The organism is Allobosea sp. 05T439, from assembly GCF_056396005.1.
Genome location: NZ_JBFTKP010000058.1, coordinates 1 through 26,081, shown reverse-complemented (window position 1 = coordinate 26,081; position 26,081 = coordinate 1). Strand labels below are relative to the sequence as shown.

The following is a 26,081-nucleotide window of genomic DNA, read 5'->3' as shown; positions in this document are numbered from 1 at the left end:
CAACCCGTGGCACGCCATGCGACAGCGGAAAATGCGGCGATATCCGCGTCATCTGCCGCTCGCTCAGCAGAAACAAATCATCCATCACGGCATCCTCCAGGACACCGTGAATCACATCTCAAGCAAAATTAATAGGTCCTGAGCCTAGCCATATCTTGGCCATCAATGCGGCAAAAGTTATCAAGCCGTTGCCTGGATAGGAGCCGCATCATGAAGAGAGCCTCGTTACTCGCCATGGTGTTGATCTCCGGCGGCCTCGCTGCCTGTCAAACCATCACTGCGGCAGAACAGCGTAGCGCCGACGAAGTGCGTTGCCGATCCTATGGCTTCCGGCCAGGCACTGACGCATTTGCCAAATGCCTGCTCGACGTCGATTTGGCACGCTCGGCTGCACGCCTCTATCGCTTCGAACAAGCAGGAGGGCCCGGGTGGGGCTATTACCCCTATGGGGGACGCCCCTTGTTCTGGTGAGTGCAGCTTCGAGCCCCCTGCACACGCGGCGCGGCGTGCGTTGGGCCTAGCCCTGGATCTGCTTCCACAGCACCATGCGCTCGCGCAGGTCGATGATCTTGCCATCGACCGCAAAGGTACCGTCGCCGCGATGATGCAGGGTCCGGCGTTCCTTCCGTTCCGGGTCAACCCAGATCCGCACGGCTTCCAGAATGAACAGATTGTAGCGCTCGATCAGGCTCCGATCGGCAACGCGGCACTCGATATTGGCGAGGCATTGGCCGATCAACGGCGCCGTGACGTCCTTCGCCGGCTTGGCAGTGAGCCGGAAGCGCTTGAACTTGTCGATCTCACCGCCCGAGCAATTGCCGATATCGACCACCTTTCGGGCGAGGTCGACTGTCGGGATCGCTATCACGCACTCGCCGCTCGCCCGCAACGCCTTGTAGCTGTGATCCCACGGGCCGATGATGCAGCCGATCAACGGCGGCGCATGCTGCATCACCATGTGGAAACCCACGGTCATGACGTTCGGCCGCCCCTCGTCCGATGTCGTGACGAGAACGATCGGTCCGGCCTCAAGCAGGCGATAGGCCTTTGATGCCGGCATCTCCTGAATGGTCATGACCATCGCTCCGCTGGCCTCTGCAAGGCCCAACGCCAGTGACCAGCGAAAGATCGTTGCTGCAGGCGACCTTTATGGAACCCTTATGCCTCCCCCCTGCCTTTCCCCTCGACCCCTTACTGCCCCAGGCACCACATCTCCGGTCTAACCTGACTGGAGATTGGCCATGGCCGACATCGTCTTCATCGCGCTCGGGCTCGGAGCCTTCGGGCTCTTCGCGGCCTATGCTGCGCAGTTGCGCAAGGTCTGACGACCATGGCGCTCACCTGGCTTTACGGGGCCGCGGCGCTTGGGCTCGCGGTCTACATGGTCGCTGCGCTGCTGCGCCCCGACCGCTTCTGACACAGCTTTCATAAAGGAGACCTCGCATGGACTGGCGGGGCTGGGCCGAGATCGTTTTCACGATCGCGCTGACTGTGGCCGTGGGTTGGCCACTTGGAATCTTCATGGCTCGCGTCTGGGCGGGCGAACGAACCTGGCTCGATCCGGTGCTGAAACCGGTCGAAGCCGTGGCCTATGCAGCCTTCGGCGTCGACCGCAACCGGCAGCAAGGGTGGTTCGGCTATGCCGGCGCGCTGATTGCCTTCAGCGCCGCCGGGTTTGCGCTGCTCTACGGGATGCTGCGCCTGCAGGGCGTGCTGCCGCTCAATCCGCAAGGCTTTGACGGGCTGTCGCCGCACCTCGCCTTCAACACCGCCGTCAGCTTCGTCACCAACACGAACTGGCAGTCCTATGGCGGCGAGACAACGATGAGCAATCTCAGCCAGATGGCTGGGCTCACCGTGCAGAATTTCGTCTCGGCCGGCGCTGGCCTCGCGGTCGCCGCTGCATTGTCGCGCGCCTTCGCTGCGGATCGGGGCGAGGGCCTCGGCAATTTCTGGGTCGATCTGACCCGTTCGGTCCTCTACGTCCTGCTTCCGCTGTCCATCGTCACAGCCCTTGCGCTGGTCGCGGCCGGTGTGCCGCAGACGCTGCTCGCCAATGTCGAGGCTTCGACCGTCGAAGGCGCGAAGCAGGTGATCTCGCTGTTCCCGACCGCGAGCCAGGAAGCCATCAAGCAATGGGGCACCAATGGCGGCGGCATCTTCAACGTCAACTCGGCGCACCCGCTCGAGAATCCGACGCCGTTGACCAACCTGATCGAGGTGGTTTCACTGAACGCGCTCGCCTTCGGCACGGTCATCGCCTTTGGCCGTGTCGCCGGTGCACGCCGCGAGGCGCGCGCGCTGATCGCGGTCATGGCGATCCTCGTCGGCGTCGCGGCCTCGGCCATCTACGCGTCCGAGACGCTGACGCCGCAGCCGGCAATGATCGCCGCTGGCATCCCCGATGCCTCGGCCAACATGGAAGGCAAGGAAGTCCGCTTCGGCGCCGCCACGTCGGCCATGTGGGCCGCCCAGACCACGGGTGCCTCGAACGGCTCGGTCAATTCCATGCATGGCAGCTACATGCCGCTCGGAGGCGGCGTTGCGATGTTCCTGATGCAGCTCGGCGAGATTCTGCCCGGCGGCGTCGGTTCCGGCCTTTACGGCATGGTGGTGATGGCGCTGCTCGCGGTCTTCGTCGCCGGCCTGATGGTCGGGCGTACACCGGAATATCTCGGCAAGAAGGTGGAGGCACGTGAGATCAAGTTCGCGATGCTGGCGGTGCTCATCCTGCCTCTCTCGATCCTCGGCTTCTCCGCGATCGCTGCGGTGCTGCCGGTCGCGCTCGAGGGACTGCTCAACAAGGGGCCGCGCGGTCTGACCGAAATCCTCTACGCATACTCCTCGGCGACGGGAAACAACGGCTCGGCCTATGCCGGCCTGACCGCCAATGCGCCCTGGTGGAACACCACGCTCGGCATCGCGATGCTGCTCGGCCGCTTCGCCTATGCCATTCCGGTGCTCGCCATCGCGGGCGCTATCGCGGCCAAGCCGAAACTCCAGCCCACCGCCGGCACTCTGCCTTCTGACAGCCCGCTCTTCGTCGGCCTGCTGATCGGCATCATCCTGATCCTGGGTGGCCTGCAATTCTTCCCGGCGCTCGCGCTCGGACCAATCGTCGAGCACTTCCAGGTGCTTGCGGCGGCTCGTTGAGCCGACAAAGGAAAGCTTCCATGAGTATGTCCTTCGTCAAATCCTCCAGCTTCGACCAGGGCGTCGTGCTGACGGCGCTGAAGAGCGCCTTCGTCAAGCTCGACCCGCGCAAGCTCACCGGAAATCCCGTGATCCTGGCCACGGAGGTCGTCGCGGCGCTCGCGACGGTTTCCGCCGCGGTCGCCCTTTCCGCCGGCGCACCTGCCGGGTTTCCGATCCAGATCGCGGCCTGGCTCTGGCTCACCGTGCTCTTCGCCAATTTTGCCGAGAGCATTGCCGAAGGGCGCGGCAAGGCGGCGGCAGATTCGCTCCGTGCCGCCCGCGTCACCACCAAGGCCAAGCTGATCATCGACCCTGAGCGGAATGCGATGATCCCGACCGCGGCCCACAAGCTCGTTCCGGGCGATCTCGTGCTGGTCGAGGCCGGCGACGTGATCCCGGCCGATGGCGAGATCGTCGAGGGTGTCGCCTCGGTCAACGAGGCCGCGATCACCGGCGAATCCGCTCCGGTGATCCGGGAGAGCGGTGGCGACCGCTCGGCCGTCACCGGCGGCACCACGGTGGTCTCCGACTGGATCAAGATGAAGGTCACGTCGCAGCCGGGCTCCTCCTTCCTCGATCGCATGATCGCGATGGTGGAAGGCGCCGACAGGCGCAAGACCCCGAACGAGCTTGCGCTTGCCGTGCTGCTCGCCGGCCTGACGCTGGTCTTCCTGGTAGCCGTCGTCACCCTGACCGGCCTTGGTGCCTTCTCCGGCATCTCGCTCGATCCCATGGTGCTCGGTGCGCTCTTCGTCACGCTGATCCCGACCACGATCGGCGGATTGCTCAGCGCGGTCGGCATCGCAGGCATGGACCGGCTGCTCAAGGTCAACGTGCTCGCGACCTCCGGGCGCGCAGTCGAAGCCGCGGGCGACATCGACACGCTGCTGCTCGACAAGACCGGCACGATCACCTTCGGCAACCGCATGGCCGTCGAGGTCATCCCGGCGCCGGGCGTTCGCCCGGACAATGCGCTGCGCGCCGCGCTCATGGCCTCTCTCGCCGACGAGACCCCCGAGGGTCGCTCGATCGTCGAATTGGCGCGGGAGCAAGGCATTACTGCCAGCATCCCGGACCATGCGACCGCGATCGCCTTCAGCGCGACGACGCGTCAGTCGGGCCTCGACGATAACGGCCAGTCCTGGCGCAAGGGCGCGGTCGATGCCGTGCTGACCATGCTCGATCTGCGCGACGGCCAGGTCCCGGCCGAGATGCGCCACGCGGTCGACCGCATCGCCCGCTCGGGCGGCACGCCGCTCGCGGTCAGCGAGAACGGTGCGCTGGTCGGCGTCATCCACCTCAAGGATGTGGTGAAGCCCGGCGTCAAGGATCGCTTCGCCGATCTTCGCCGCATGGGTGTGCGCACCGTGATGATCACCGGCGACAATCCCGTCACCGCTGCGGCCATCGCTTCCGAAGCCGGCGTCGACGATTTTCTCGCCGAGGCGACCCCGGAGGACAAGCTGCGCATGATCCGCACCGAGCAGGCCAAGGGCCGTCTCGTCGCGATGTGCGGCGACGGCGCCAATGATGCCCCGGCGCTCGCGCAGGCCGATGTCGGCGTGGCCATGCAGACCGGGGCGCAGGCCGCCCGCGAGGCGGGCAACATGGTCGATCTCGACAGCGATCCGACCAAGGTCCTGGAGATCGTCGAGGTCGGCAAGCAGCTCCTGATCACGCGCGGAGCACTGACCACTTTCTCGATCGCCAACGACGTCGCCAAATATTTCGCGATCATCCCGGCCCTGTTCGTGGCCGCGCTGCCGGCCTTGGGCGCCCTCAACGTCATGGGGCTCACGAGCCCGCATAGCGCCATCCTCTCGGCCGTGATCTTCAACGCGCTGGTCATCATCGCGCTGATCCCGCTGGCCCTGCGCGGCGTGCGCTATCGCGCCATCGGCGCCGCCAAGCTGCTCTCGCGCAACCTCACCCTCTATGGCATCGGCGGGCTGATCGCGCCCTTCGTCGGCATCAAGCTGATCGACATGATCGTCACAGCCCTGAAGCTCGCCTGACGCCGCGGACAAGGAGCACCAACCATGTTGTCCCATCTTCGTCCTGCCATCGCCTCGATGGTGTTCTTCACCCTCGTCCTCGGCCTTGCCTACCCGCTCGGCGTGACCGGTATCGCCGGCGCGGCCTTCCCGTCCCAGGCCGGCGGTTCTCTGATCCGCAATACCCAAGGCGAGATCGTCGGTTCGCAGTGGATCGGCCAGAACTTCAAGGGCGACGCCTATCTGCGTCCCCGCCCCTCCGCCGCCGGCAAGGACGGCTATGATGCAGCGGGCTCATCGGGCTCGAATCTGGGCCCCATGAACGAGGACCTCGCTGCACGGATCAAGGCGGATGCCGAGGCGCTGCGGGAGGCCGACGGGAAAGGGTCCTTGCCGGCCGATGCGGTTACCGCTTCCGCTTCGGGTCTGGATCCCCATATCTCGCCGGAGAACGCGGACCGCCAGGTCGCTCGCATCGCCAAAACCCGCGGCATCGCCCCGGACCAGGTTGCGGCGATCATCGCAGCGAACACGCAGGGGCCGACCTTCGGCTTTCTCGGTCGTTCGCGTGTAAACGTGCTGACCGCGAATCTCGCCCTCGACGCGCGTTATCCGAAGCCGCAAGCTAAGGCGCCATGAGCCCAGCGTTATGACTGCAGACGAGACCAGATTCCGGGAGCAGGGACGCCCCGATCCCGATGCCCTTCTGGCGCAGGCCGGCCGCAAACGCGGCCGGCTCAAGATTTTTCTGGGCATGGCTCCAGGCGTCGGCAAGACCTACGAGATGCTGTCCCAGGGCCGCCGCGCCCAGGCCGAGCATGGCGAGGTCCTTGTCGGCGTGGTCGAGACCCATGGGAGGCGGGAGACCGAGGCCCTGCTCGACGGTCTCGAGGTCATGGCGCGCCGACCGATCGAGCATCGCGGCCGGACCTTGCTGGAGTTCGACCTCGATGCGGCGCTGGCCGTCAAGCCGCGCCTCCTGCTCGTCGACGAATATGCCCATTCCAACGCTCCCGGCAGCCGCCACCCGAAACGCTGGCAGGATGTCGAGGAACTGCTCGAATCCGGTATCGACATCTGGACGACGCTGAACGTCCAGCATCTGGAGAGCCTCGTCGACGTGGTCTGGAAGATCACCGGCGTGCGCCAGCGTGAAACGGTGCCGGACAGCGTCCTCAGCCGGGCGGACGAGATCGAGCTGATCGATATCACCCCGACCGAACTGCGCCAGCGCATGGCAGAGGGCAAAGTCTATCTGCCCGAGACGGCGCGGCTCGCCGCCGACAATTTCTTCAAGCCCGAGAACCTGACGGCGCTGCGCGAACTGGCCTTGCGCCGCGCTGCCCAGACCGTCGACGACCAGCTCAGCCAGGCGATGAAGCGTGCCGGCGTCGAAGGCCCCTGGGCGGCCGGCGAGCGCATCCTGGTCCTGATCGGGCCGGACGCCATGGCGAGTTCGCTGGTGCGCGCGGGACGGCGCCTCTCCGACATGATGATGGACGCGCCCTGGACGGTGGCGCATGTCGAGCGGCCGAACCGCGTCGAGCCGGATTCTGCTCGCGGCCGCAGCCTGTCGGAAGCGCTCAAGCTCGCCGAACAGCTCGGCGCAGCCAATGTCGTGCTGACAGGCGACGATCTCGTCGCCACCGTGCTGGACTATGCCAGGCGCAACAACGTCACCCAGATCGTCGTCGGCAAGTCGCACCGCCGGGGCTGGCGCGCCTGGTTCCACCGGTCGCTGGCGCCAGCCCTGCTCGAGGCACAGAACGGCGCGGCGCTGCACATCATCACCGAGAGCGCGTCCGGGCCTGCCGTCCCGTCGTCCCCAGTTCCGAAGCGCGCGCTGCAATGGGGCGGCCACCTCGCCTCCGCTGCGCTGGTCGGTGGCACGATCCTTATCGGGGAGATGATCCAGAACCGTGTCGAGAATGCCAATCTCGCCATGCTGTTCATGGTCAGCGTGCTGATATCGGGACTCGCATTCGGTCTCTGGCCAGCCGTCACGGCCGCAGCCTTCGCCGCGGTTGCCTATAATTTCTTCTTCCTCGAGCCGCTGCTGAGCTTCTGGATCGGCCATCCAGCGGATGTCCTGACATTCCTCGTCTTCTTCGCGGTGGCGATGACGACGGGTGGCCTGACGGGGCGGGTCCGGGATCAGGCCAGGGCGACGGCGCGACGAGCCTCGGCGATCACCGCATTGCTCGCCGCGAGCCGGCGGCTGTCGGGAGCCGCGCGCAAGGAGGATGCAGCCACGATCCTGGCCGAGCAGCTTTCGGCCGCGACGTCCGGCAAAATCGTCGTCTTCCTACCGCATGGCGAGGAAATCGCCGCGGCGGCCGGAGCGCCTGCGCTCGAGGCGCTCAGCACAGCAGACATGACCGCGGCGCGCTGGACCTGGACGCGCGGCGAGCCTGCCGGCGCCGGCACCGGCACCTTGCCCAATGCTGCCTGGACATTCCGCGCGCTGCAGGGCGTGCGCTCGCGCTCGGGCGTCGTCGGATTCGAACCGCAAGCGCTGCTCGATGCCGAGAACGAACGCTTCGCGCTGGCGCTGCTCGATCAGGGGGCGATCGCGCTGGAGCGGGCCGAACTGGCCGCCGCGGCCGTCGATGCCGAGGCGCTCCGCCGCAGTGATCGGCTGCGCTCGGCGCTGCTCAACTCCGTCAGCCATGATCTGCGCACGCCGCTGGCGACGGTGCTCGGATCGGCGACGACGCTGATCGACTTCGGCAAGACGGTCGAGCCCGCGGTGCGCGACGACCTGCTGCTCTCGATCCGCGAGGAGGCCGAAAGGCTCAATCGTTATGTCGGCGATCTGCTCGACATGTCGCGGCTGGAAGGCGGAGCGCTGGTGACGCGCCGCGACTGGACCGATGTGCGCGACGTGATTGCCGCAGCGATCGAGCGCGTCTCGCGCCGCCTCGATCACCGCCGCGTCCAGCGCGATTTTCCCGCTGCGCTTTCGGCCGTACGGGCCGACCCTGGCCTGCTCGAGCAGGCTCTGGTCAACATCCTGGAAAATGCCATCACCTATAGCGAGGACGGTTCGTTGATCGAGACGGCGGCCTATGAAGACAGGGGCAATGTCGTGATCTCGATCGAGGATGAAGGTCGCGGTATTCCCACTGCCGAGCTGGAACGCGTCTTCGAGAAGTTCCGCAGGCTCGAGGAATCGACCGACCGTGGCGGGGAACGCGGCAAGGGCGCCGGCCTCGGCCTCGCCATCTCAAAGGGCTTCGTCGAGGCGATGGGCGGGCGGATCGCAGCCGCGAGCCCGATCCAGGACCGTCCGGACGGAACACCCGGCGGCACCCGCATCCTGATCAGCTTGCGCAAGGACAGCGCGCCCGGAGTCACGACATGACAGCCTTTCGCCCTCGTATCCTCGTCATCGACGATGAACCTCAGATCCATCGCTTCCTGGCTCCGGCGCTCGATGCCGCCGGTTACGAGCCGGTTCGCGCCGATGACGCCGCAGCCGGCCTGCGCGAGCTTGCACGAAAGCCGCCGGATGCGGTCGTGCTCGATCTCGGTCTGCCCGACATGGACGGCAAGGAGGCGCTGGCCAAGGCGCGGGCCTTTTATGACGGCCCGGTGATCATCCTCTCGGCGCGGGATCGCGAGACCGAGAAGATCGATGCGCTCGATGCCGGTGCCGATGACTATGTCGAAAAGCCGTTCGGGGTCGGCGAATTGCTGGCACGGCTGCGCGTGGCGCTGCGTCACCGCATCGAGCGTCAGGGTGCGGACGCGGTGATCCGCTCGGGCGCCGTCGAGATCGATCTCGTCAATCGACGCGTCAGCCGCGACGGTACGCATGTGAAGCTGTCACCAAAGGAATATGACCTGCTCGCCTCGCTCGCCGGCGGCAATGGCCGGGTACTGACCCATCGCCAGATCCTCACTGCCGTCTGGGGGCCGGCACATGAGCACGATGTGCAGTATCTCCGCGTCTTCGTCGGTCAGCTCCGCCAGAAGCTCGAGCAGGACCCGACGAGCCCGAAGCTGATCGAGACCGAACCCGGCGTCGGTTACCGGCTCGGCGGACTGGTCTAGCGTCATCTTGGCGGTGAGAGGATTATTTCGCCCCCGCCCCTTCTGCAGCTGCGGCAAAGACAAATATCCTCCTTTTCAACGGGAATAAGAAAAAACACGCTACCAGGCGTGAATTGAACCCACCGCTGCGCTGCCGTATTTGAGATGTTCGGAATAGCGAACAAGGTGAGCGCTGAAGGTGGCCATTCTCAACGTCATCGACCGGCAGGGTCAGCCGCATGAACTCGAGGCCGTCGAAGGCTGGCGGGTCATGGAAATCCTGCGCGACTATCGCGTCGGGATCGAAGGCGTCTGCGGCGGTTCCTGCGATTGCGCCACCTGCCATGTCATCGTCTCGCCGGAATGGGCCGAGCGCCTGCCCGAGCCGCGCGAGGACGAGATCGACGCACTCGATACGCTGCCGCTGATTGAACGGACCTCCCGGCTCTCGTGCCAGATCATCTGGTCCGATGATCTCGACGGCCTGACGCTGACCCTGGCGGAGGCTGCGTGATGGCCGCTGCCCCCAAGCGCCCGCCTCTTCCGGCAATCCTTCTCGCCAATGATCTGCTTGATGGCGATGTCGTTTTCGCTTCGGTTGCTGCCGCCGGTGCGCTCGCCTGGACGCGCGATCCCGCGCTTGCGCTGGTCGCAGCCGACGATGCGGCAGCGGCGCGGCTGGAGGCCTATGCCGTCAGCGAATTCGCAGCCCAGCATGTCGTCGATGCCTACCTCGTCGATGTCGCGATCGAGGCCGGCGGGCCGGTGCCACGGCATTATCGCGAACGCATGAAGACGCTCGGACCGAGCAACCGTCCCGATCTCGGCAAGCAGGCCGGGGACGGTATCGCAGCCGAGCGGAGGGCCTGAGACATGTATCGCTACGATGAATTCGATGCGCGCTTCGTCCGCGAGCGGGTCGCCCAGTTCCGGGATCAGGTCGGCCGCCGGCTCAATGGTTCGCTGACCGAGGACGAGTTCAAGCCGCTGCGGCTGAAGAACGGTGTCTACCTGCAGCTCCACGCCTATATGCTGCGCATTGCGGTGCCCTACGGCACGCTGTCTTCGCGCCAATTGCGCCAGCTCGCCCTGATCGGCGAACGCTATGACCGCGGCTATGGCCATTTCACCACGCGCCAGAACCTGCAGTTCAACTGGCCGAAACTGCGTGACATCCCGGAGATCCTGGATCTCCTTGCCGAGGTCGAGATGCATTGCATCCAGACCTCGGGCAACTGCATCCGCAATGTCACGGCCGATCATTTCGCCGGTGTCGCGCAGGACGAGATCGAGGACCCGCGCCCGACCGCCGAACTGATCCGGCAATGGTCGAGCCTGCATCCCGAGTTCAGCTACCTGCCGCGCAAGTTCAAGATCGCGGTGACAGGGGCCGAGCATGACCGGGCCGTGATCAAGGCGCATGACATCGGCCTGCGCCTGCGGCGGCACCCGGACACCAATGCCATCTCCTATGAGGTCAGTGTCGGCGGCGGTCTCGGCCGCACGCCGATGATCGGCAAGGTGGTGCGCGACTATCTGCCCAAGGCCGACCTCCTCGCCTATCTCGAGGCGATCATGCGGGTCTATAATCTCGAAGGCCGCCGCGACAACAAGTACAAGGCTCGGGTCAAAATCCTGGTCCACGAGATTGGCGCCGAGGAATTCACGCGGCGCGTCGAGGAGGAGTTCGCACGGCTCGACGGTCCCTCCGTCAATGCCGACCCTGCGGAAGTCGCACGCATCGCCGCCTATTTCGCTCCGCCAACCTACGAGGCCCTGCCCGCCGTCAGCCGCGTGCTGGAAGCGACCAAGGCCACAAATCCCGCCTTCGCGCGCTGGGTGGAGGTCAACACAGCTCCGCATAAGGCCCCTGGCTATGCAGCGCTGACCATTTCGCTGAAGCCGATAGGCCAGGCGCCGGGCGACGCGACCTCTGAGCAGATGCGGCTCGTCGCCGACCTGGCCGAGCAGTATTCGCATGACGAACTGCGCGTCACCCATGCGCAGAACCTCGTCCTGCCGCATGTGCGCCAACGCGATCTCTTTGCGATCTGGCAGAAGCTCGGCGAAGCGGGCCTGGCCTCCGCCAATGTCGGGATGATCACCGACATCATCTCCTGCCCCGGGCTCGATTATTGCGCGCTGGCGACAGCGCGCTCGATCCCGATCGCCCAGGCCATCCAGCATCGCTTCGCGGATGCCGAGCGTCAGCGCCAGATCGGAGAGCTGAACATCAAGATCTCCGGCTGCATCAATGCCTGCGGCCACCACCATGTCGGCCATATCGGCATTCTCGGCCTGGAGAAGCGCGGCATCGAATCCTACCAGATCACGCTCGGTGGCGACGCGACCGAGAACGCGGCCATCGGCGAGATTCTGGGCCCTGGCCTTGCCGCCGAGGACGTGCCCGATGCGATCGAACGCATCGTCAATGTCTATGTCGGGACGCGCCAGGCGAACGAGAGCTTTATCGATGCCGTCCGCCGGCTCGGCCTTGGACCTTTCAAAGCCGCATTCCAGGAGACCGCGCATGCTGTTGCTTGATCGCTCCGGCACCAAGACGGATGTCTGGACGCGCAGCGAAGGGGCGGCCATCGACAACCTCTCGCACGCCCTCGTCGACTGGGAGGCTTTGCCGGACGCGCTGCGGCAGAAAGCCCGTGACCAGCGCATCGGCGTGAGCGTGCCCAATCATATTCGGATCGCCGAACTCAAGCTTGTCCTCCGGCAGCTCTCGCTGGTGAGCGTTGCCTTCCCGGCCTTCTCGGACGGGCGCGGCTTCAGCCTGGCCAAGCTCATTCGCAACCACGGCTTCACCGGAACCCTGCGCGCCAGCGGCCCCTTGATCGCCGACCAGTTCGCCTATGCGCTCTCATGCGGCTTCGACGAGATCGAACTGCCGGAGACCAGTGCGGCGCGCCAGCCGGTCGAGCAATGGCTGAGCGCGGCCAGCCGGATCAGCCATGGCTATCAGCGCGGCTACGGCGACAGCCGCAACATTCTCGACCAGCGGCGCGCGGCCCGCGCTGCAGCAGGTTGATTCATGGCCAGGTTCTCGCAGAGCGAGGCAGGCTGCCAGCGCGCCCGCGAGGGTGAGGATTTGAGGGAGGACTGCATGGACGGCGACCTGTTGCGCGCGATTCCGCCTCGCCCCTATGAACGCTGGTTCGATATTTGCTTTCGGCTTATCATCCTTGCGCTTGCCGGATTCTGGTTGTTGATGCCGCCGGCTGGCGCACCGGATCGGCCGGTCGACCTGAAGGCGGCAGAAACCACGCGATGACGCAAAGAGCGCCCGAACCGACGACTGCGCGCCGCATCGAGCGGCTGGCGACGTTGCCGCTGTTCCACAAGCTGGACGGGCGCAAGGTCTTGCTGGCGGGTACGGGCGAAGGTGCGCTCTGGAAGGCCGAGTTGCTCGCGGCGTCTGGAGCCGATCTCCTCATTCTTGCCGGGGTGGAGACGGAGCTGTTCGACAGTCTCGTCGCTGACCCGGCTGCCGCCGGGATCACCCTGTACAGCCGCCACTGGCAGCCGGGCGACTTCGATGGCGCGGCGCTGGCCATCGGCGAGATCGAAGAGGACGAGGAGGCACACGCCTTCGCGTCCGCCGCACGGCAGGCCGGCGTGCCGGTCAACGTCGTCGACAAGCCGGAATTCTGCGACTTCGCCTTCGGGTCGGTCGTGAATCGGTCCCCGCTGGTCGTCGCGATCTCGACCGACGGCGCTTCGCCCGTTTTTGGCCAGACCATCCGTACCAAGATCGAAGCCCTCCTTCCCGCCGGTCTCAAGGACTGGGCGCAGGCCGCCAAGGAGTGGCGGCCTGCAGTTCAGGCCCGCGACCTGCCCTTCGCGCTGCGTCGTGCCTTCTGGGAGAAATTCACCCGCCGCGCCATGGCAGAACCGGAACGCGCGCCGCAATCCCACGACGAAGCGGAGCTCTTTGCCGCACTCGACCGTCTCGAGAGCGGCCATCAGGGCATCGGCAGGGTCACGCTCGTCGGCGCTGGCCCCGGCGATCCGGAATTGCTGACCCTGAAGGCGATCCGCGCGCTGCAGAGCGCCGACATCATCCTCTATGACGACCTCGTCTCCGCGGGCGTGCTGGAATTCGCCCGCCGCGAGGCCAAGCGCATGCTGGTCGGCAAGACCGGCTATGGTCCCTCCGTCAAGCAGGACGACATCAACGCGCTGATCGTTTCGCTCGCGAGCCACGGCAAGCATGTCGTGCGGCTGAAGGGCGGCGATCCCGGCATTTTCGGCCGCGCCGGCGAGGAGATCGAAGCCTGCGCCCGGGCCGGTATTCCCGTCGTCATGGTGCCCGGCATCTCGGCGGCTCAGGGGGCGGCGGCATCACTCGGCCTCTCCCTGACCCATCGCGACCATGCCAGGCGGTTGCAGTTCGTGACCGGCCATGCCCGCACGGGGACGCTGCCCGAGGATCTCGACTGGCGAGCTCTTGCCGATCCTCATGCGACGACCGTGATCTATATGGCGCGGAACACCCTGGCCGCCTTCCGCGAGCAGGCGATTGCCGCTGGTCTCGCCCCCGAGACGCCGGCGATCGCAGTGGTCGCCGCGACGCAGCCCGGCGAAGCGCGTTTGCGCGCAACGATCGCCACCCTGCCGGAGCGGCTTGGCGAGCTGCCGCCCAAAGGGCCGCTGCTTGTGCTGATCGGACGCGCGCTCGAAGGTGTTGCAGCCGAGGCGCTCGATCTGCAGACTCTGCGCAGCGCCTGACCGGCCGATCGAATCGGCGGACGCCCGATATGCGGGTTTGTGTCCGGCCCCGCCTGAACGACGCGATTGCCGCATCTGCCTTGGAACGCCTTGAAAGGAGAGACGTTTTCTCCGGACGGGGCAAAGTTTGGAAGGGGCTACCTGCACCGGTAGGTTGAGGAAATACCGCCAATTCAGTACGCTTTGTTTGTTATTCAGAACGGTTGCCCGCTCATATGAGCTGACGGCATTGATTTCGACGGAGCACTGACATGACGCAAGAGCGCATTCGCCGGATAATCCAGGCAGCCCTGATCGTCGGCGCCTTTTCCATCTGCTTCGGTATCGTCAGCGGCGCTCGCGCCCAGAGCGAGTTGCTCAACGTCTCCTATGATCCGACCCGCGAACTCTACCGCGCCATCAACACCGCCTTCACCGCCGAGTGGCAGAAGAAGACGGGGCAGAAGCTGACGATCCGCCAGTCGCATGGTGGTTCGGGCGCCCAGGCCCGCACGGTGATCGACGGGCTCAATGCCGACGTGCTGACATTGGCGCTGGCGGGCGACATCGACGCCGTTGCCGAGCGCTCGAAGAAGATCCCGCTCGACTGGCAAAAGCGCTTGCCGCAGAACTCCTCTCCCTACACCTCGACGATCGTGTTCCTGACCCGCAAGGGCAACCCCAAGGCCGTCAAGGACTGGGGCGACCTCGCCAAGCCTGGCATCAGCGTCATCACCCCGAATCCCAAGACTTCGGGTGGCGCACGCTGGAACTATCTCGCGGCCTGGGCCTGGGCCGAGAAGGCCTATGGCAAGGACGAGGCGAAGGTGCGGGACTATATCGCCGCCGTGCTGAAGAACGTGCCGGTGCTCGACACGGGCGCGCGCGGCTCGACCACGACCTTCGCCCAGCGCGGCCAGGGTGACGTCTTCCTGTCATGGGAAAACGAGGCCTTCCTCGTGCTGCAGGAATTCGGCGCCGACAAGTTCGACATCGTCGTGCCCTCGCTTTCGATCCTGGCAGAGCCGCCGGTGACGATCGTCGACGGCAATGTCGATGCCAAGGGAACGCGTGCCGCAGCCCAGGCCTATCTCGAATTCCTCTATACGCCGGCTGCACAGGCCATCATCGCGAAGAACTTCTACCGGCCGCGCAATACGGAGGCCGCGGCAGCTGAGGACCTCGCGCGTTTCCCCAAGCTTGAGCTGATCACCATCGACACCGTTTTCGGTGGCTGGACCAAGGCACAGAAGGATCATTTCGCCGATGGCGGGACCTTCGATCAGCTTTACAAGCCGGCGCGGTGACCGCGTGGCGGTAACGGCCAGCTCCTGGCGGCAGCCTAGCATCCTTCCCGGTTTCGGGTTGTCGCTCGGCATCACGATCAGCGCCTTGTCGCTGATCGTGCTCATCCCGCTCGCGGCACTCTTCCTCAAGGCGGCAAGCGCTGGCCCCGCTGATATCTGGGCGATCATCACCTCGGCCCGCACCCAGGCTGCCTTGAAGCTGTCCTTTGGCGCTGCCCTGTTTTCCGCGATCCTCAACGCCATCTTCGGGCTGATCATCGCCTGGGTTCTGGTGCGCTACCGCTTCCCCGGCCGGCGGCTGCTCGATGCCGCGGTCGACCTGCCCTTCGCGCTGCCGACCGCTGTCGCAGGCATCGCCCTCGCCTCGATCTACGCGCCGAACGGCTGGATCGGTGCCCTGCTGGCTCCCTACAACATCAAGGTCGCCTATACCCCGCTCGGCGTCATGGTGGCGCTCGTCTTCATCGGCCTGCCCTTCGTGGTGCGGACCGTGCAGCCAGTGCTGGAGGAAGCCGATGCGGATATCGAGGAGGCCGCCGCACTGCTTGGCGCCAGCCGGTTGCGCACCATTTTCAGGGTCATCCTTCCCGGTATCGTGCCAGCGTTGCTGACCGGCTTCGTCCTCGCCTTCGCCCGTGCCGTCGGCGAATACGGCTCGGTGATCTTCATCGCGGGCAACGTGCCGATGTTCTCCGAGATCGCCCCGCTCCTGATCGTGATCCGGCTGGAACAGTTCGACTATGCGGGGGCTTCCGTCGTCGCGACGATCATGTTGATCGTCTCCTTCGCGCTGATCCTGGCGATCAATGGAATCCAGTCCTGGAGCCGCGGGAGACTGGGTCATGTCTGACACGCCGCTGCCGGCCGCCATCTACAAGACCGACCGCGCGCTGCGCGACGGCTTCTGGATCCGCGCCCTGCTGTTGAGCCTGGCACTGGGCTTTCTGCTGCTGTTCCTCTTCCTGCCGCTGATCGCGGTCTTCATCGAAGCCTTTGCGAAGGGATATGGGCTCTTCCTGGAGAGCATTACGGAGCCGGATGCCCTGAGCGCCGTTCGCCTGACCCTGCTGGTCGCCGCCATCGCGGTGCCCTTCAATCTAGTCGTCGGCGTCGCCGCCGCCTGGGCCATCGCCAAGTTCGAGTTCCGGGGAAAGAGCCTGCTGATCAGCTTCATCGACCTGCCCTTCTCGGTCTCTCCGGTGATCTCGGGCCTGGTCTATGTTCTGCTCTTCGGCGCGCAGGGCTTTCTCGGGCCCTGGCTCAAGGCCCATGATATCGAGATCATCTTCGCGCTGCCCGGGCTGGTGCTGGCGACGATCTTCGTCACGTTCCCCTTCGTTGCGCGCGAGTTGATTCCGCACATGCAGGCGCTCGGCTCGAGCGACGAAGAGGCGGCCCTGACGCTGGGCGCCTCGCCCTGGCGCACCTTCCTCACCATCACGCTGCCGAATGTGAAGTGGAGCCTGTTCTATGGCGTGCTGCTCTGCAACGCACGCGCCATGGGCGAGTTCGGCGCCGTCACGGTCGTGTCCGGCCGGATCAGGGGGCTGACCACGACGATGCCGCTGCATGTCGAGATTCTCTACAATGAATACAACAGCGTCGCTGCCTTTGCCGTCGCCTCGTTGCTGGCCGGGCTTGCACTGGTGACGCTCGCCCTCAAGACCTATCTCGAATGGCACTTCGCGGATGCGATCTCCGCCAAGTCGCGCCATTGACGGAGGCTATCAATGTCCGTTGCCGTAACCATCGAGAGCGTCCAGAAGAGCTTCTCGAATTTTGCCGCCCTCCGCGGCGTTTCGCTCGACGTGCAGCCCGGCGAACTCGTCGCGCTGCTCGGCCCATCGGGCTCGGGCAAGACCACGCTGCTGCGGCTGATCGCAGGGCTCGAACAGGCCGATGATGGCCGCGTGCTGTTCGACGAAACCGATACGCGCCGACTCAGCCTGCGCGAGCGGCGGATCGGCTTTGTCTTCCAGCACTACGCGCTGTTCAGGCATATGGATGTCGCGTCCAACATTGCCTTCGGCCTCAAGGCCCGGCCGCGGAGCGAGAGGCCGAGCGCGAGCGAAATCTCCAGGCGCGTCAGCGAACTGCTCGAACTCGTCCAGCTCGGCGGGCTTGAGCGGCGCTTCCCGACGCAACTATCCGGTGGCCAGCGCCAGCGCGTCGCCCTTGCCCGCGCGCTCGCCATCGAGCCGCGCGTGCTGCTGCTCGACGAACCCTTTGGAGCGCTCGATGCCAAGGTCCGCAAGGATTTGCGCGGCTGGCTGCGCGACCTTCACAGGCGCACCGGCCACACCACCCTCTTCGTCACCCATGACCAGGAAGAGGCCCTCGAGCTGGCCGACCGCGTCGCGATCCTGAACGACGGGCGGCTGGAGCAGGTCGGTTCGCCCGATGACGTCTATGACCATCCAGCGACGCCCTTCGTCTGCGAATTCCTGGGCGAGGCGAACAAGCTCCCTGTCGAGGTCGTCGGCGGGCAGGCCTTCTTCGGCAATCGGCCGGTCCTTGGCGGCCTGCAGCAGAACCAGGGCGGGGCCGCCTCGCTCTATGTCCGGCCGCAGCATATGCGCATCGTTGACGATACCCCGCTCGCCCTCCCCGGCGTGGTCGAGGATTTGCGCCGCAACGGGCCGCTGCGGCGCGCCGAGATTGCCGTTGAAGGCTTGATCCGGCGGATCGATGTCGATCTCGCAAGCCAGGTCGCACCGGCCATCGGCGAACGGGTGCGCTTGCGGATCACCCATGGCAGCCTGTTTGCCGCGGCGTGACACCACCCTCGCCTCATCGCCGCCGACCGTTTAAGTCTTTCGCCGAGTCAGGCTTTGAGAGGACACGACGATGAAAGCACGGGCAAGCTGGGTCGAGGGCATGGCCTTCATGGGTGAGGCCGGCAGCGGCCACGCCATCATCATGGATGGCGCTCCGGAATATGGCGGGCGCAATATCGGCATCCGGCCGATGGAGATGCTGCTGATCGGTCTCGCGGGCTGCACCGGCTTCGATGTCGTCTCGATCCTCAAGAAGGGCCGCGAAGCCGTCACGGGGTGCGAGGTCGAAGTCGAGGCCGAGCGCGCGACTGAAGACCCGAAGGTCTTCACCAAGATCCATCTCTCCTATCGCGTGACCGGCCGCGGGCTGGCGCAAGCCAAGGTCGAGCGCGCCGTCACATTGTCGAAGGAAAAATACTGCTCCGCCTCGATCATGCTCGGGGCGACGGCCGAGATGAGCTACGCGCTCGAAGTTGTCGATGAACTGCAGCAGGTGGCGGCGGAATGAGCGATACCTTCTCCGGACTGACCACGCCTGAGGCCCTGGCCCGGCGCCTGGCCGACAGCAACCTCGTCGTTCTCGACATCCGCTCATCGGTCGATGGTGGCGGAAAGGCGGCCTATGAGGCGGGACATATCCCAGGCGCCGTGCACACCAATTACGTCGCCGACGGCTGGCGCGCCAAGGTCGGCAATGCACCGGGCATGCTGCCGCCGCTCGATCATCTGGCCGGGCTGGTCGGCAGCCTCGGCATCAAGCCGCATGACGATGTCGTCATCGTACCGGCAGGCGTCAGCGCGACCGACTTCGCCGCAGCTGCGCGGGTCTACTGGACCTTGAAGCTGATCGGCCATGGCCAGCAGGCCATTCTCGATGGCGGATTCCGGGCGTGGAGCGCCGACCCGTCGCGACCGATCGAAGCCGGTCCATCCGCGCCAAAACCGGCCGAGCCTTATCCCGTCGTCGTGCAGCAGCGGCTGCGCAGCACTGCCGATGCCGCCCTCGTCGCCTCGAAGAGCAGGCTCGCGACCCTGGTCGACGCCCGTTCGGCGAGCTATTTCGAGGGCCGCGAGAAGGCTGCGGAAGCGACGCGCGCCGGGCATATTCCAGGCGCGATTTCGCGTGACTACGCAGAGGCCTTCGATCTCTCGACCGGTCGCCTGAAACCTGCAGGCGACCTGTCGGCCCTGTTTTCCAGCGTGCCGAACGGACCTGCGATTTCCTATTGCAACACCGGCCACACTGCAGCGCTGAACTGGTTCGTGCTTTCCGAACTTCTGGGGAACGACGAGGTGTCGCTCTATGACGGCTCGATGACCGACTGGACGCAGGATCTCGAACGCCCGGTTGCAACGAGGGATAGTCAGGCGGCCTGATGACGCAGAGCGGAGGCGCGCGTTAACGCGCGCCTCCGCTCGCGCCCTGCCTGAATCCAGCTGTCGTTCGACCTTTTCAGACCAGACTCGACCGCGAGGGGCGATGCCGGGCAATCCGGTAAACTGCCGCCGGCGGGATGTTGCGCAATGTCGAGCCGATCCGTGTTGCGCGAAGGCCGAGGCGATCCAGGATTGGCTTCGGGATGGGGCAGCGCGTCGTATAGGTGACCTGATAGAAGGCGCCGCCCGGCCGCAAATAGCCAAACGCGCCCCTGAGAATGGCGATGACCTTTCGTGGCGGCATCGAAAGCACGGGAAGGCCGCTGATCACGGCGCCAACCCCTCCTGCTTCGTAAAGAGCGACTTCGCGAAGGCGTGAAGCGTCCATCCAGCGCACACGGGCCTCGGGAAAGCGCATTTCGAGCAGCCGCGCAAAATCGGGCCCGAACTCGACGAGGGTCAGGTTGTGCTCGGGCACGCCTCGCCTGATGAGCGCCTGGGTAAATGCGCCGGTTCCAGGTCCAAGTTCAATGACAGGCCCGGTTTCCGGCGTGACCTCCTGTGTCATCAGATCCGCCAGGGCGGTGCCCGACGGCGTCACCGAAGCGACACGCAACGGCGCACCGATCCAGGCGCGGAAGAAAGACCAGTTGTCGGAGGCCAGCATGCCGGTCCTCCGTCCCAAGGCGTCTTCAGGCGCAACGCGGAGGCTTCGCCCGGCGCCGGGTAGCATTCTCGATGACATGTGCAGTCCATCCCAGTGGCGGCCACCGCAATGGTTGAGCGGGCCCGGAGCTTCCATGAGTGCACCGCTCTGTTTCGCGGCGCCGTCGGCATCGATGCCACGACGGGGTTGAGCCAGCCTGTCATGCGGAGGCGCAGGGGCGTGCCGGACTCGATGAGGCCGGAATGAGCTCTCGCCGGCGAGGTCGGGACCGAGCTTCCATGCAAGGTTGGCGCAATCCGCACTCGATAGGCGGTTACCCCCGAGGAGCGGGAGATTCCGCCTTGCGCATCTTGTTGGTCGAGGATGAGCCGGCAATGGCTTCAGCGCTGCGCACTGCGCTGACCCGTCAGGACATGGTCGTGGACCATCTGCCAACCAGAGCGGATGCAGAGGCAATGCTGAGCGAAAGCTGCGGCATCTATGATGCAGTGCTGCTTGACCGCCAGTTGCCCGATGGCGACGGCCTGGACCTGGTCCGAAGGCTGCGGGCAAAGGGCGACACGGTGCCGGTCCTCATGCTGACGGCGCGTGGGGACTTGAACGACCGGGTCGCGGGTCTTGACCATGGAGCCGATGACTATCTCGGCAAGCCTTTCGCCTTCGAGGAACTTCTGGCGCGCCTGCGCGCACTCCTGCGCCGGCCTGCCGGCATGCGCTCCGATACGGTGCGGATCGGTCGCCTTTCCTTCGATTTCGTGCACCGCGAGACCCGTGTGGCAGGCCAGATGCTCGCCATGCCGCGGCGCGAATTGCTGGTGCTGGAAGCCCTGATGCGCCGGATGGGGCGAATGGTCTTGCGAACCTTCCTGATGGAGGCCGTGTTCGGTCTGGATGACGAGATCCAGTCCAACGCGCTCGATACCCATGTCTCTCGCCTGCGCCGCAAGCTTGCGGAAGCTGATGCCGGCGCGACGATCGATGGGATTCGCGGAGTCGGTTACCTCATCCGCGAAACCGCCTGACGATGGATGGCGGGTATTCCCTCAAGCGCCGGCTGATCGGGCGGCTCATGGCGTTCCAGGCTGCCGCCATCATGCTGATCGTCGCTGGCTTGTTCGCCACAGGGGCGTTGTTCGACTTCTCATCGGTCGAGAGCACCATTGAGACCCTGCGAGGCGCGGTGGCGCGCGGGCCGACTGGCAAGCTGGTGCTGCGGCCAACGCGCCAATTGACCCGGATGCGGGCTTCTAATCCAAATCTCTGGTTCGTCATCCGGGACCGCACGGGCCACCGCGTGTCCGAAGGAGCCGTTCCTGCGGATTTCAGCCAGCTCGGCGACAGCCTCGACCATATCGGCCAGGCCCGGCTGGGCTGGAATATCGGCGATCCTCCCCGCGCCACGGCACGGGTCAGATGGGTGAACAGCGCAGCTGGCGAGGTCCAGGTCGTGACGGGCACCGAGACCCGGGCATCGCTCTATCTTGTGGCCCTGGGGATGAGCCTCGTGTTCCTCAAGGAGGTTCTGCCCGTTCTCGCCGTGATGGCGGTCGCGGCCCTGCTCGTCACTCCGCTGGTGGTCCGAGGAGCCTTGGCCGGATTGGGCCGGGCAGCGGCGCAGGCCGGGCGCATCGAGATCGACCGGCGGGGTGTTCGTTTGCCCCTCGATGACGTGCCGGTCGAGATCACGCCGCTAGTCACGGCGGTGAATGCCGCCCTTGGACGTCTCGACAGGGGCTACGAGCAACACAAGCGCTTCCTGGCGGCCGCCGCGCATGAACTGCGGACGCCCGTCGCCATTCTCAATACGAGGCTGGCATCCCTGCCGGCGGGCGAAGAGAAGACGCGCCTCCTCCAGGATGTTGCGCGGCTGGCGACCATGATGGAGCAGCTTCTTGACCTTGAGCGGCTCGATCAGCAGACGGACACGTTCACGCCCATGGACCTCAACGCGATTGCGAAGCGGGTCGTGGTCGACCTTGCGCCCCTGGCCTTCGCCGCCGGCTATCAGATGGAGTTCAAGCCCGAGGGAGATCCGGTCACGGTCATTGGAGATCCGCTATCGGTCGAGCGGGCCCTGACCAATCTGGTCCAGAACGCGATCGAGCATGGCGGCCGGGCTGGAACGATTGCCGTCCGCGTCGGTCACTCCGCGATCATCGACATCCAGGACGACGGATGCGGCATTCCGCGCGAGCAACGCGAACGTGTCTTCGAGCCCTTTCAAAGGCTTCATGCGCAAAGCCGCGGCTCGGGCCTCGGTCTCAACCTTGTTCGCGAGATCATGCATCGTCACGGAGGCGAGGTGCTCGCGCTCGATTCAGCATCGGGCGGTGCCTGTCTCAGGATGGTCTTCCCCCAGCCAGGCCTGGCCGCCTGAGCACGCAGCTATTTCCAGAAGCCGTTGTCCTTCGCCCGTTCCCGCCACCTCCAGGGCTGGTACTCCGCATGGCAGTCATACGCCTCGCCTGAACTGTAGCGCCCGTCCGTGCAGGGGTCGGAGGGCGCGCGGCCTGCGTGCCAGCGTCGCAGTTCCGCCTCGCAATCGACCGGTCGGCCGAAGCTGAAGCGCCCATCCCTGCAGGGCGAATGGGGCGCTCCTTCGTCCTGGACCGGCCGCACGCGCGGCGCACTGGCGGGCAATGGCGGCGCCAAGCCGGCCTTTGGATGCGCCTGTGCCGAAGCGGCGGCACCTGAAAGCGCCAGCATGGTCGCGACGCCCCTGGCGATGCTGGTGCGGGCCCTGTTCATCGTGATCTCCATCCGCGACGACGCAACGGCTGCCTCGCCCGCCGGCATCGTCCCGGGGCTCGATTGAATGAACATTGCAAGGGATAGGGAATCCGGCGGCTTTGCCTGCGATCTCGGCTGCAATTTGCAAAACCTCTAAAAACACGTCAAAGGAAGCGCCATATGCGCCGGCCCCGCCGCGCCCCTTCCTGATCCAGTGTCCGAGCTTGTCGCCGATGAACGCCGTCGCGCCGAAGATTTCTTTCGTCTCCCTGGGCTGTCCCAAGGCCCTCGTCGATTCCGAACGCATCATCACCTCGCTGCGCTCGGAAGGCTATGAGCTCAGCAAGAGCCATGCGGGCGCTGACCTCGTCATCGTCAATACCTGCGGCTTCCTCGACAGCGCCAAGGCGGAGTCGCTGGAGGCGATCGGCTCAGCCATGGCCGAGAACGGCAAGGTCATCGTCACCGGCTGCATGGGCGCCGAGCCCGAGCAGATCCGCGACGCCTTCCCGAACGTGCTGGCGATCACCGGTCCCCAGGCCTATGAGAGCGTCGTCTCGGCCGTGCATCAGGCGGTGCCGCCCAGGCACGATCCTTTTGTCGACCTAGTGCCGGACCAGGGCATCAAGCTCACGCCGAGGCACTACGCCTATCTCAAGATTTCAGAGGGTTGCAACAATCGCTGCAGCTTCTGCATTATCCCGAAGCTGCGCGGGGACCTGGTCTCGCGACCGATCGGCGATGTGCTGCGCGAGGCCGAGAAACTGGTCAAGGCTGGCGTCAAGGAACTGCTGGTCATCTCCCAGGACACCAGTGCCTATGGCCTCGATGTCAAATACGCCCCCTCGCTCTGGAAGGATCGCGAGGTCCGCACGCGCTTCTTCGAGCTGGCGCGGGAACTCGGCCAGATGGGGGTCTGGGTGCGGATGCACTATGTCTATCCCTATCCGCATGTCGACGAGGTCATCCCGCTGATGCAGGAAGGGCTGATTCTGCCCTATCTCGATATTCCCTTTCAGCACGCATCTCCCAGCGTTCTCAAGGCGATGAAGCGCCCGGCTCATCAGGACCGCACGCTCGACCGCCTGCGCAAATGGCGCGAGATCTGTCCCGATCTCGCCATCCGCTCAACCTTCATCGTCGGCTTCCCCGGCGAGACGGAAGAGGATGTCCAGTTCCTGCTCGACTGGCTGAGGGAAGCAAAGCTCGAGCGCGTCGGCTGCTTCAAATACGAGCCGGTCAAGGGTGCGCCTGCCAATGATCTCGGCCTGCCGCTGATCCCGGAGGACGAGAAGGAAGCGCGCTGGCATCGTTTCATGAAGGCGCAGGCCGAAATCAGTACCCGGATCGTCAAGAGCCGGGTCGGCAAGCGCATTCAGGTGATCATCGACGAGGCGGGCCCGACGGTCGCCAAGGGCCGCTCCAAATGGGATGCGCCCGAGATCGACGGCAATGTCTATGTTGCGAGCCGCCGGCCGCTCCGGGCCGGCGAGATCGTGACGGTGAAGATCGAGCGGGCCGACGCCTACGATCTGCACGGAATCGCGGTCTGATCGGGCCTGTCCACTTTCGCAAGGGCGCGCATGATCTGGTCGCCGCGCCCGCGATAGAGGAAGACCTCGCTACCCCAAGGCAGGTCTGTTGGAACGCGACGGCAGGCGCCGTGACGGAGGCGGCTCGCTGCAGACATGATCGATCCGGTTGGCGCCCCCGCCACGGAGCGCGACTGCGCGGGTGAGGCGTGCCTTCCCCCCAGGGAATTCGCGCAGCAGCTGAAACACGGACCGAGCGCTTCCGCCTGCTGCGCCCTTGCCGCTCCGACCGCCATCGTCGCCGCCATGCCCGCTGCCGTTCTGCTGCGACATTGCGACCGTCGAGATGGTGAGAGAGGCCAAGAACAGACCAGTGAAACGAAGTGTCCGGTTCATGACATGCTCCCGAATGAGGATCAGCGTCCGCTGGCCCTCATTGGTCGCGTCGTCTCCGCAGCAGGTTCACAGGCGTCGGAACGATGATCGGCCCTGCTCTCAGATAGCCGGCTTTCGCCGGGCTGAACCGAGGCGCCCGAGCCACCAGCCAAATCTCTGCGCGAGCATGGCCAGCGCCACCGCATAGCCGATCAGGGCGAAGATCCAGCTCATGGTCGTGAGACTGAGCGCGCCCAGCACCAGCGCCGAACGTCCGAGCACCTTCAGGACCGCACGGGTGGTGGACCCCTTGGCGGCGCTCAGCCGTGCCGCGCGCCCAATATCGCCGGCCTCGTCTGCAACCGCGAGAACCTGGCGCAGACCGGCCTGGCCGGTCCGGGCATAGACTGCGCCGGCATCCTGCCCAAGCGTTGCCAGGCGCGTCATTGCCGCCGGCCGCACGATCGCAGCCGAGGATGCGCGGGCTGCTGCCAGGTCGAAGCGCGCAGCAGCGGAGAGACTGGCTGTCAGAGCCGGACGATCGACGGCTCCCGCGGCCATGCGCGTGAGATTGGCCGTCAGCTTTGGCGACAGCATGCCTGCCTTCGCCGTTGCCTTGACGACGCTGAGACCACCGCGTGCCGGCAGGCCGCTGCCGAGGCTCGCCCATGTCGCAACGCTCAGAGCGAGCCCGCCAGCGGCCAGTACCAGGACGACATGATCTGTTGCCTCGCCGCGGAGCAGCTTCTGGCCTTCACCGGCGAGGTCCCGCAGGTCGCCGACGCCGACAACGTCGCTGACCACCGCGCCGGCGAAGCCGGCATTGCTCGCGCGTTCGCCCGACAGGAAACCGGAGCCGAAATCCCTGAGTGCGCGCGTCGACGCCTCGTCCTTCAAGCGCGCGAGGCGCTCGCGCTGATCCTCCGTGACAACGAGGCGATGCTCGGCGGCCAGATCGACAAAGCTGCCGGCAAGGTCGGTGTCGCCAGCGGCAATCGCGGCATCGATCTCGTCTGCGATGCGCCCGGACGCAAGCACGCCCTGCAGGCGCAGGTCCGACAGGGCGACGGGGTCACTGGCCGCCACCTGCAACTGCAGGCCATTCCATCCGCGCGGCAGCACCAATATGCCCGCGCCGATCAGCGCCGGCACGACACATAGTGCCCGAATCGCGTTCTTCATCTTGCCCAGCCACCCATCCTGCCGCCCCCGGCGGCAGGAGATCTAGGTGTCGAAGCTATGAAGGTTGTTCATCCGGGCCGGTGCTGAGAGGCTGGGGTTGCGAAGCTCCAACGCCTGCGCCGGAGGTGCCCGGATGAACGTCCATCAGAATGCCCGTTTGACGCCTTGCGGTCGAGCCCTGCTGGCAGAGC

At 65.7% G+C, this 26,081-nt stretch carries 26 protein-coding genes; 23 read left to right on the top strand and 3 right to left on the bottom strand.

The genetic code is table 11. From position 1 onward, the window contains the following. Nucleotides 1-210 precede the first annotated feature (210 nt). Nucleotides 211-471 (top strand): hypothetical protein, encoded by a 261-nt coding sequence (locus AC1DIO_RS32515; RefSeq protein WP_441507666.1) that lies wholly within the window; start codon nucleotides 211-213, stop codon nucleotides 469-471. Between the two features lie 46 nt (nucleotides 472-517). Here the strand turns inward: AC1DIO_RS32515 and AC1DIO_RS32510 are convergent, their stop codons facing one another. Then, nucleotides 518-1,069, bottom strand: a complete 552-nt coding sequence (locus tag AC1DIO_RS32510) for a flavin reductase family protein (protein WP_476854689.1) — start codon at nucleotides 1,067-1,069, stop codon at nucleotides 518-520. 261 nt (nucleotides 1,070-1,330) lie between these two features. Here AC1DIO_RS32510 and kdpF point away from each other — a divergent pair, with 261 nt between their 5' ends. From kdpF to AC1DIO_RS32420, 18 genes are all read left to right on the top strand, one after another. Then, the gene (kdpF, locus tag AC1DIO_RS32505) at nucleotides 1,331-1,417 is read left to right on the top strand and encodes a K(+)-transporting ATPase subunit F (protein WP_069880828.1); all 87 of its coding nucleotides are present in this window, start codon (nucleotides 1,331-1,333) and stop codon (nucleotides 1,415-1,417) included. Nucleotides 1,418-1,443: 26 nt separating this feature from the next. Beyond that, nucleotides 1,444-3,153: a potassium-transporting ATPase subunit KdpA gene (gene kdpA / locus AC1DIO_RS32500; RefSeq protein ID WP_441507665.1), complete on the top strand. Its 1,710-nt coding sequence runs from the start codon at nucleotides 1,444-1,446 to the stop codon at nucleotides 3,151-3,153. 20 nt (nucleotides 3,154-3,173) lie between these two features. After that, complete coding sequence (kdpB, locus tag AC1DIO_RS32495) at nucleotides 3,174-5,210, top strand: potassium-transporting ATPase subunit KdpB (RefSeq protein ID WP_441507664.1); 2,037 nt, start codon at nucleotides 3,174-3,176, stop codon at nucleotides 5,208-5,210. 24 nt (nucleotides 5,211-5,234) lie between these two features. Further along, nucleotides 5,235-5,828: a potassium-transporting ATPase subunit KdpC gene (gene kdpC, locus AC1DIO_RS32490; protein WP_441507663.1), complete on the top strand. Its 594-nt coding sequence runs from the start codon at nucleotides 5,235-5,237 to the stop codon at nucleotides 5,826-5,828. A gap of 10 nt (nucleotides 5,829-5,838) precedes the next feature. Continuing rightward, nucleotides 5,839-8,553, top strand: a complete 2,715-nt coding sequence (locus tag AC1DIO_RS32485) for a DUF4118 domain-containing protein (RefSeq protein ID WP_441491688.1) — start codon at nucleotides 5,839-5,841, stop codon at nucleotides 8,551-8,553. After that, nucleotides 8,550-9,245 (top strand): response regulator, encoded by a 696-nt coding sequence (locus tag AC1DIO_RS32480; RefSeq protein WP_441491689.1) that lies wholly within the window; start codon nucleotides 8,550-8,552, stop codon nucleotides 9,243-9,245. The genes AC1DIO_RS32485 and AC1DIO_RS32480 overlap by 4 nt, the downstream gene beginning before the upstream one ends. A 178-nt stretch (nucleotides 9,246-9,423) precedes the next feature. Next, nucleotides 9,424-9,738: a 2Fe-2S iron-sulfur cluster-binding protein gene (locus AC1DIO_RS32475; protein ID WP_441491690.1), complete on the top strand. Its 315-nt coding sequence runs from the start codon at nucleotides 9,424-9,426 to the stop codon at nucleotides 9,736-9,738. Then, nucleotides 9,738-10,094 (top strand): DUF2849 domain-containing protein, encoded by a 357-nt coding sequence (locus AC1DIO_RS32470; protein ID WP_441491691.1) that lies wholly within the window; start codon nucleotides 9,738-9,740, stop codon nucleotides 10,092-10,094. The genes AC1DIO_RS32475 and AC1DIO_RS32470 overlap by 1 nt, the downstream gene beginning before the upstream one ends. A 3-nt stretch (nucleotides 10,095-10,097) precedes the next feature. Further along, nucleotides 10,098-11,768 (top strand): nitrite/sulfite reductase, encoded by a 1,671-nt coding sequence (locus AC1DIO_RS32465; RefSeq protein ID WP_441507662.1) that lies wholly within the window; start codon nucleotides 10,098-10,100, stop codon nucleotides 11,766-11,768. Continuing rightward, entirely contained in the window at nucleotides 11,755-12,264 is a 510-nt protein-coding gene (locus AC1DIO_RS32460) for a DUF934 domain-containing protein (protein ID WP_476776606.1), read from the top strand. Before AC1DIO_RS32465 ends, AC1DIO_RS32460 begins: the two co-directional genes overlap by 14 nt. Nucleotides 12,265-12,339: 75 nt before the next feature. After that, nucleotides 12,340-12,507 (top strand): hypothetical protein, encoded by a 168-nt coding sequence (locus tag AC1DIO_RS32455; RefSeq protein ID WP_176733396.1) that lies wholly within the window; start codon nucleotides 12,340-12,342, stop codon nucleotides 12,505-12,507. Further along, nucleotides 12,504-13,964: a siroheme synthase CysG gene (cysG, locus tag AC1DIO_RS32450; RefSeq protein ID WP_476776607.1), complete on the top strand. Its 1,461-nt coding sequence runs from the start codon at nucleotides 12,504-12,506 to the stop codon at nucleotides 13,962-13,964. Before AC1DIO_RS32455 ends, cysG begins: the two co-directional genes overlap by 4 nt. A 251-nt stretch (nucleotides 13,965-14,215) precedes the next feature. Further along, nucleotides 14,216-15,250, top strand: a complete 1,035-nt coding sequence (locus AC1DIO_RS32445) for a sulfate ABC transporter substrate-binding protein (RefSeq protein ID WP_441491695.1) — start codon at nucleotides 14,216-14,218, stop codon at nucleotides 15,248-15,250. Continuing rightward, nucleotides 15,210-16,100: a sulfate ABC transporter permease subunit CysT gene (gene cysT / locus AC1DIO_RS32440; protein ID WP_441507660.1), complete on the top strand. Its 891-nt coding sequence runs from the start codon at nucleotides 15,210-15,212 to the stop codon at nucleotides 16,098-16,100. The genes AC1DIO_RS32445 and cysT overlap by 41 nt, the downstream gene beginning before the upstream one ends. Beyond that, nucleotides 16,093-16,968, top strand: a complete 876-nt coding sequence (gene cysW / locus AC1DIO_RS32435) for a sulfate ABC transporter permease subunit CysW (RefSeq protein WP_441507659.1) — start codon at nucleotides 16,093-16,095, stop codon at nucleotides 16,966-16,968. Before cysT ends, cysW begins: the two co-directional genes overlap by 8 nt. 12 nt (nucleotides 16,969-16,980) lie before the next feature. Beyond that, on the top strand, nucleotides 16,981-18,027 hold the full coding sequence (locus AC1DIO_RS32430; protein ID WP_441491698.1) for a sulfate/molybdate ABC transporter ATP-binding protein: 1,047 nt from the start codon (nucleotides 16,981-16,983) through the stop codon (nucleotides 18,025-18,027). A gap of 70 nt (nucleotides 18,028-18,097) precedes the next feature. Further along, on the top strand, nucleotides 18,098-18,535 hold the full coding sequence (locus tag AC1DIO_RS32425) for an OsmC family protein (RefSeq protein ID WP_441491699.1): 438 nt from the start codon (nucleotides 18,098-18,100) through the stop codon (nucleotides 18,533-18,535). After that, the gene (locus tag AC1DIO_RS32420) at nucleotides 18,532-19,404 is read left to right on the top strand and encodes a sulfurtransferase (RefSeq protein ID WP_441507658.1); all 873 of its coding nucleotides are present in this window, start codon (nucleotides 18,532-18,534) and stop codon (nucleotides 19,402-19,404) included. The genes AC1DIO_RS32425 and AC1DIO_RS32420 overlap by 4 nt, the downstream gene beginning before the upstream one ends. 76 nt (nucleotides 19,405-19,480) lie before the next feature. On the opposite strand, the gene AC1DIO_RS32415 is transcribed toward AC1DIO_RS32420, so the two are convergent. Then, nucleotides 19,481-20,071, bottom strand: coding sequence for a class I SAM-dependent methyltransferase (locus tag AC1DIO_RS32415; protein ID WP_441507657.1), 591 nt, complete (start codon nucleotides 20,069-20,071; stop codon nucleotides 19,481-19,483). A gap of 341 nt (nucleotides 20,072-20,412) precedes the next feature. Between AC1DIO_RS32415 and AC1DIO_RS32410 the strand changes: the two genes are divergently transcribed. From AC1DIO_RS32410 to rimO, 4 genes are all read left to right on the top strand, one after another. Beyond that, entirely contained in the window at nucleotides 20,413-21,093 is a 681-nt protein-coding gene (locus tag AC1DIO_RS32410; protein ID WP_441491702.1) for a response regulator transcription factor, read from the top strand. After that, nucleotides 21,090-22,448, top strand: a complete 1,359-nt coding sequence (locus tag AC1DIO_RS32405; RefSeq protein ID WP_441491747.1) for a sensor histidine kinase — start codon at nucleotides 21,090-21,092, stop codon at nucleotides 22,446-22,448. The genes AC1DIO_RS32410 and AC1DIO_RS32405 overlap by 4 nt, the downstream gene beginning before the upstream one ends. A 108-nt stretch (nucleotides 22,449-22,556) precedes the next feature. Next, entirely contained in the window at nucleotides 22,557-22,886 is a 330-nt protein-coding gene (locus AC1DIO_RS32400) for a hypothetical protein (protein ID WP_441507656.1), read from the top strand. Between the two features lie 148 nt (nucleotides 22,887-23,034). Next, nucleotides 23,035-24,354, top strand: coding sequence for a 30S ribosomal protein S12 methylthiotransferase RimO (gene rimO / locus AC1DIO_RS32395; protein ID WP_441491704.1), 1,320 nt, complete (start codon nucleotides 23,035-23,037; stop codon nucleotides 24,352-24,354). Nucleotides 24,355-24,828: 474 nt separating this feature from the next. On the opposite strand, the gene AC1DIO_RS32390 is transcribed toward rimO, so the two are convergent. Continuing rightward, on the bottom strand, nucleotides 24,829-25,890 hold the full coding sequence (locus tag AC1DIO_RS32390; RefSeq protein ID WP_441507655.1) for a hypothetical protein: 1,062 nt from the start codon (nucleotides 25,888-25,890) through the stop codon (nucleotides 24,829-24,831). Nucleotides 25,891-26,081: the final 191 nt, after the last annotated feature.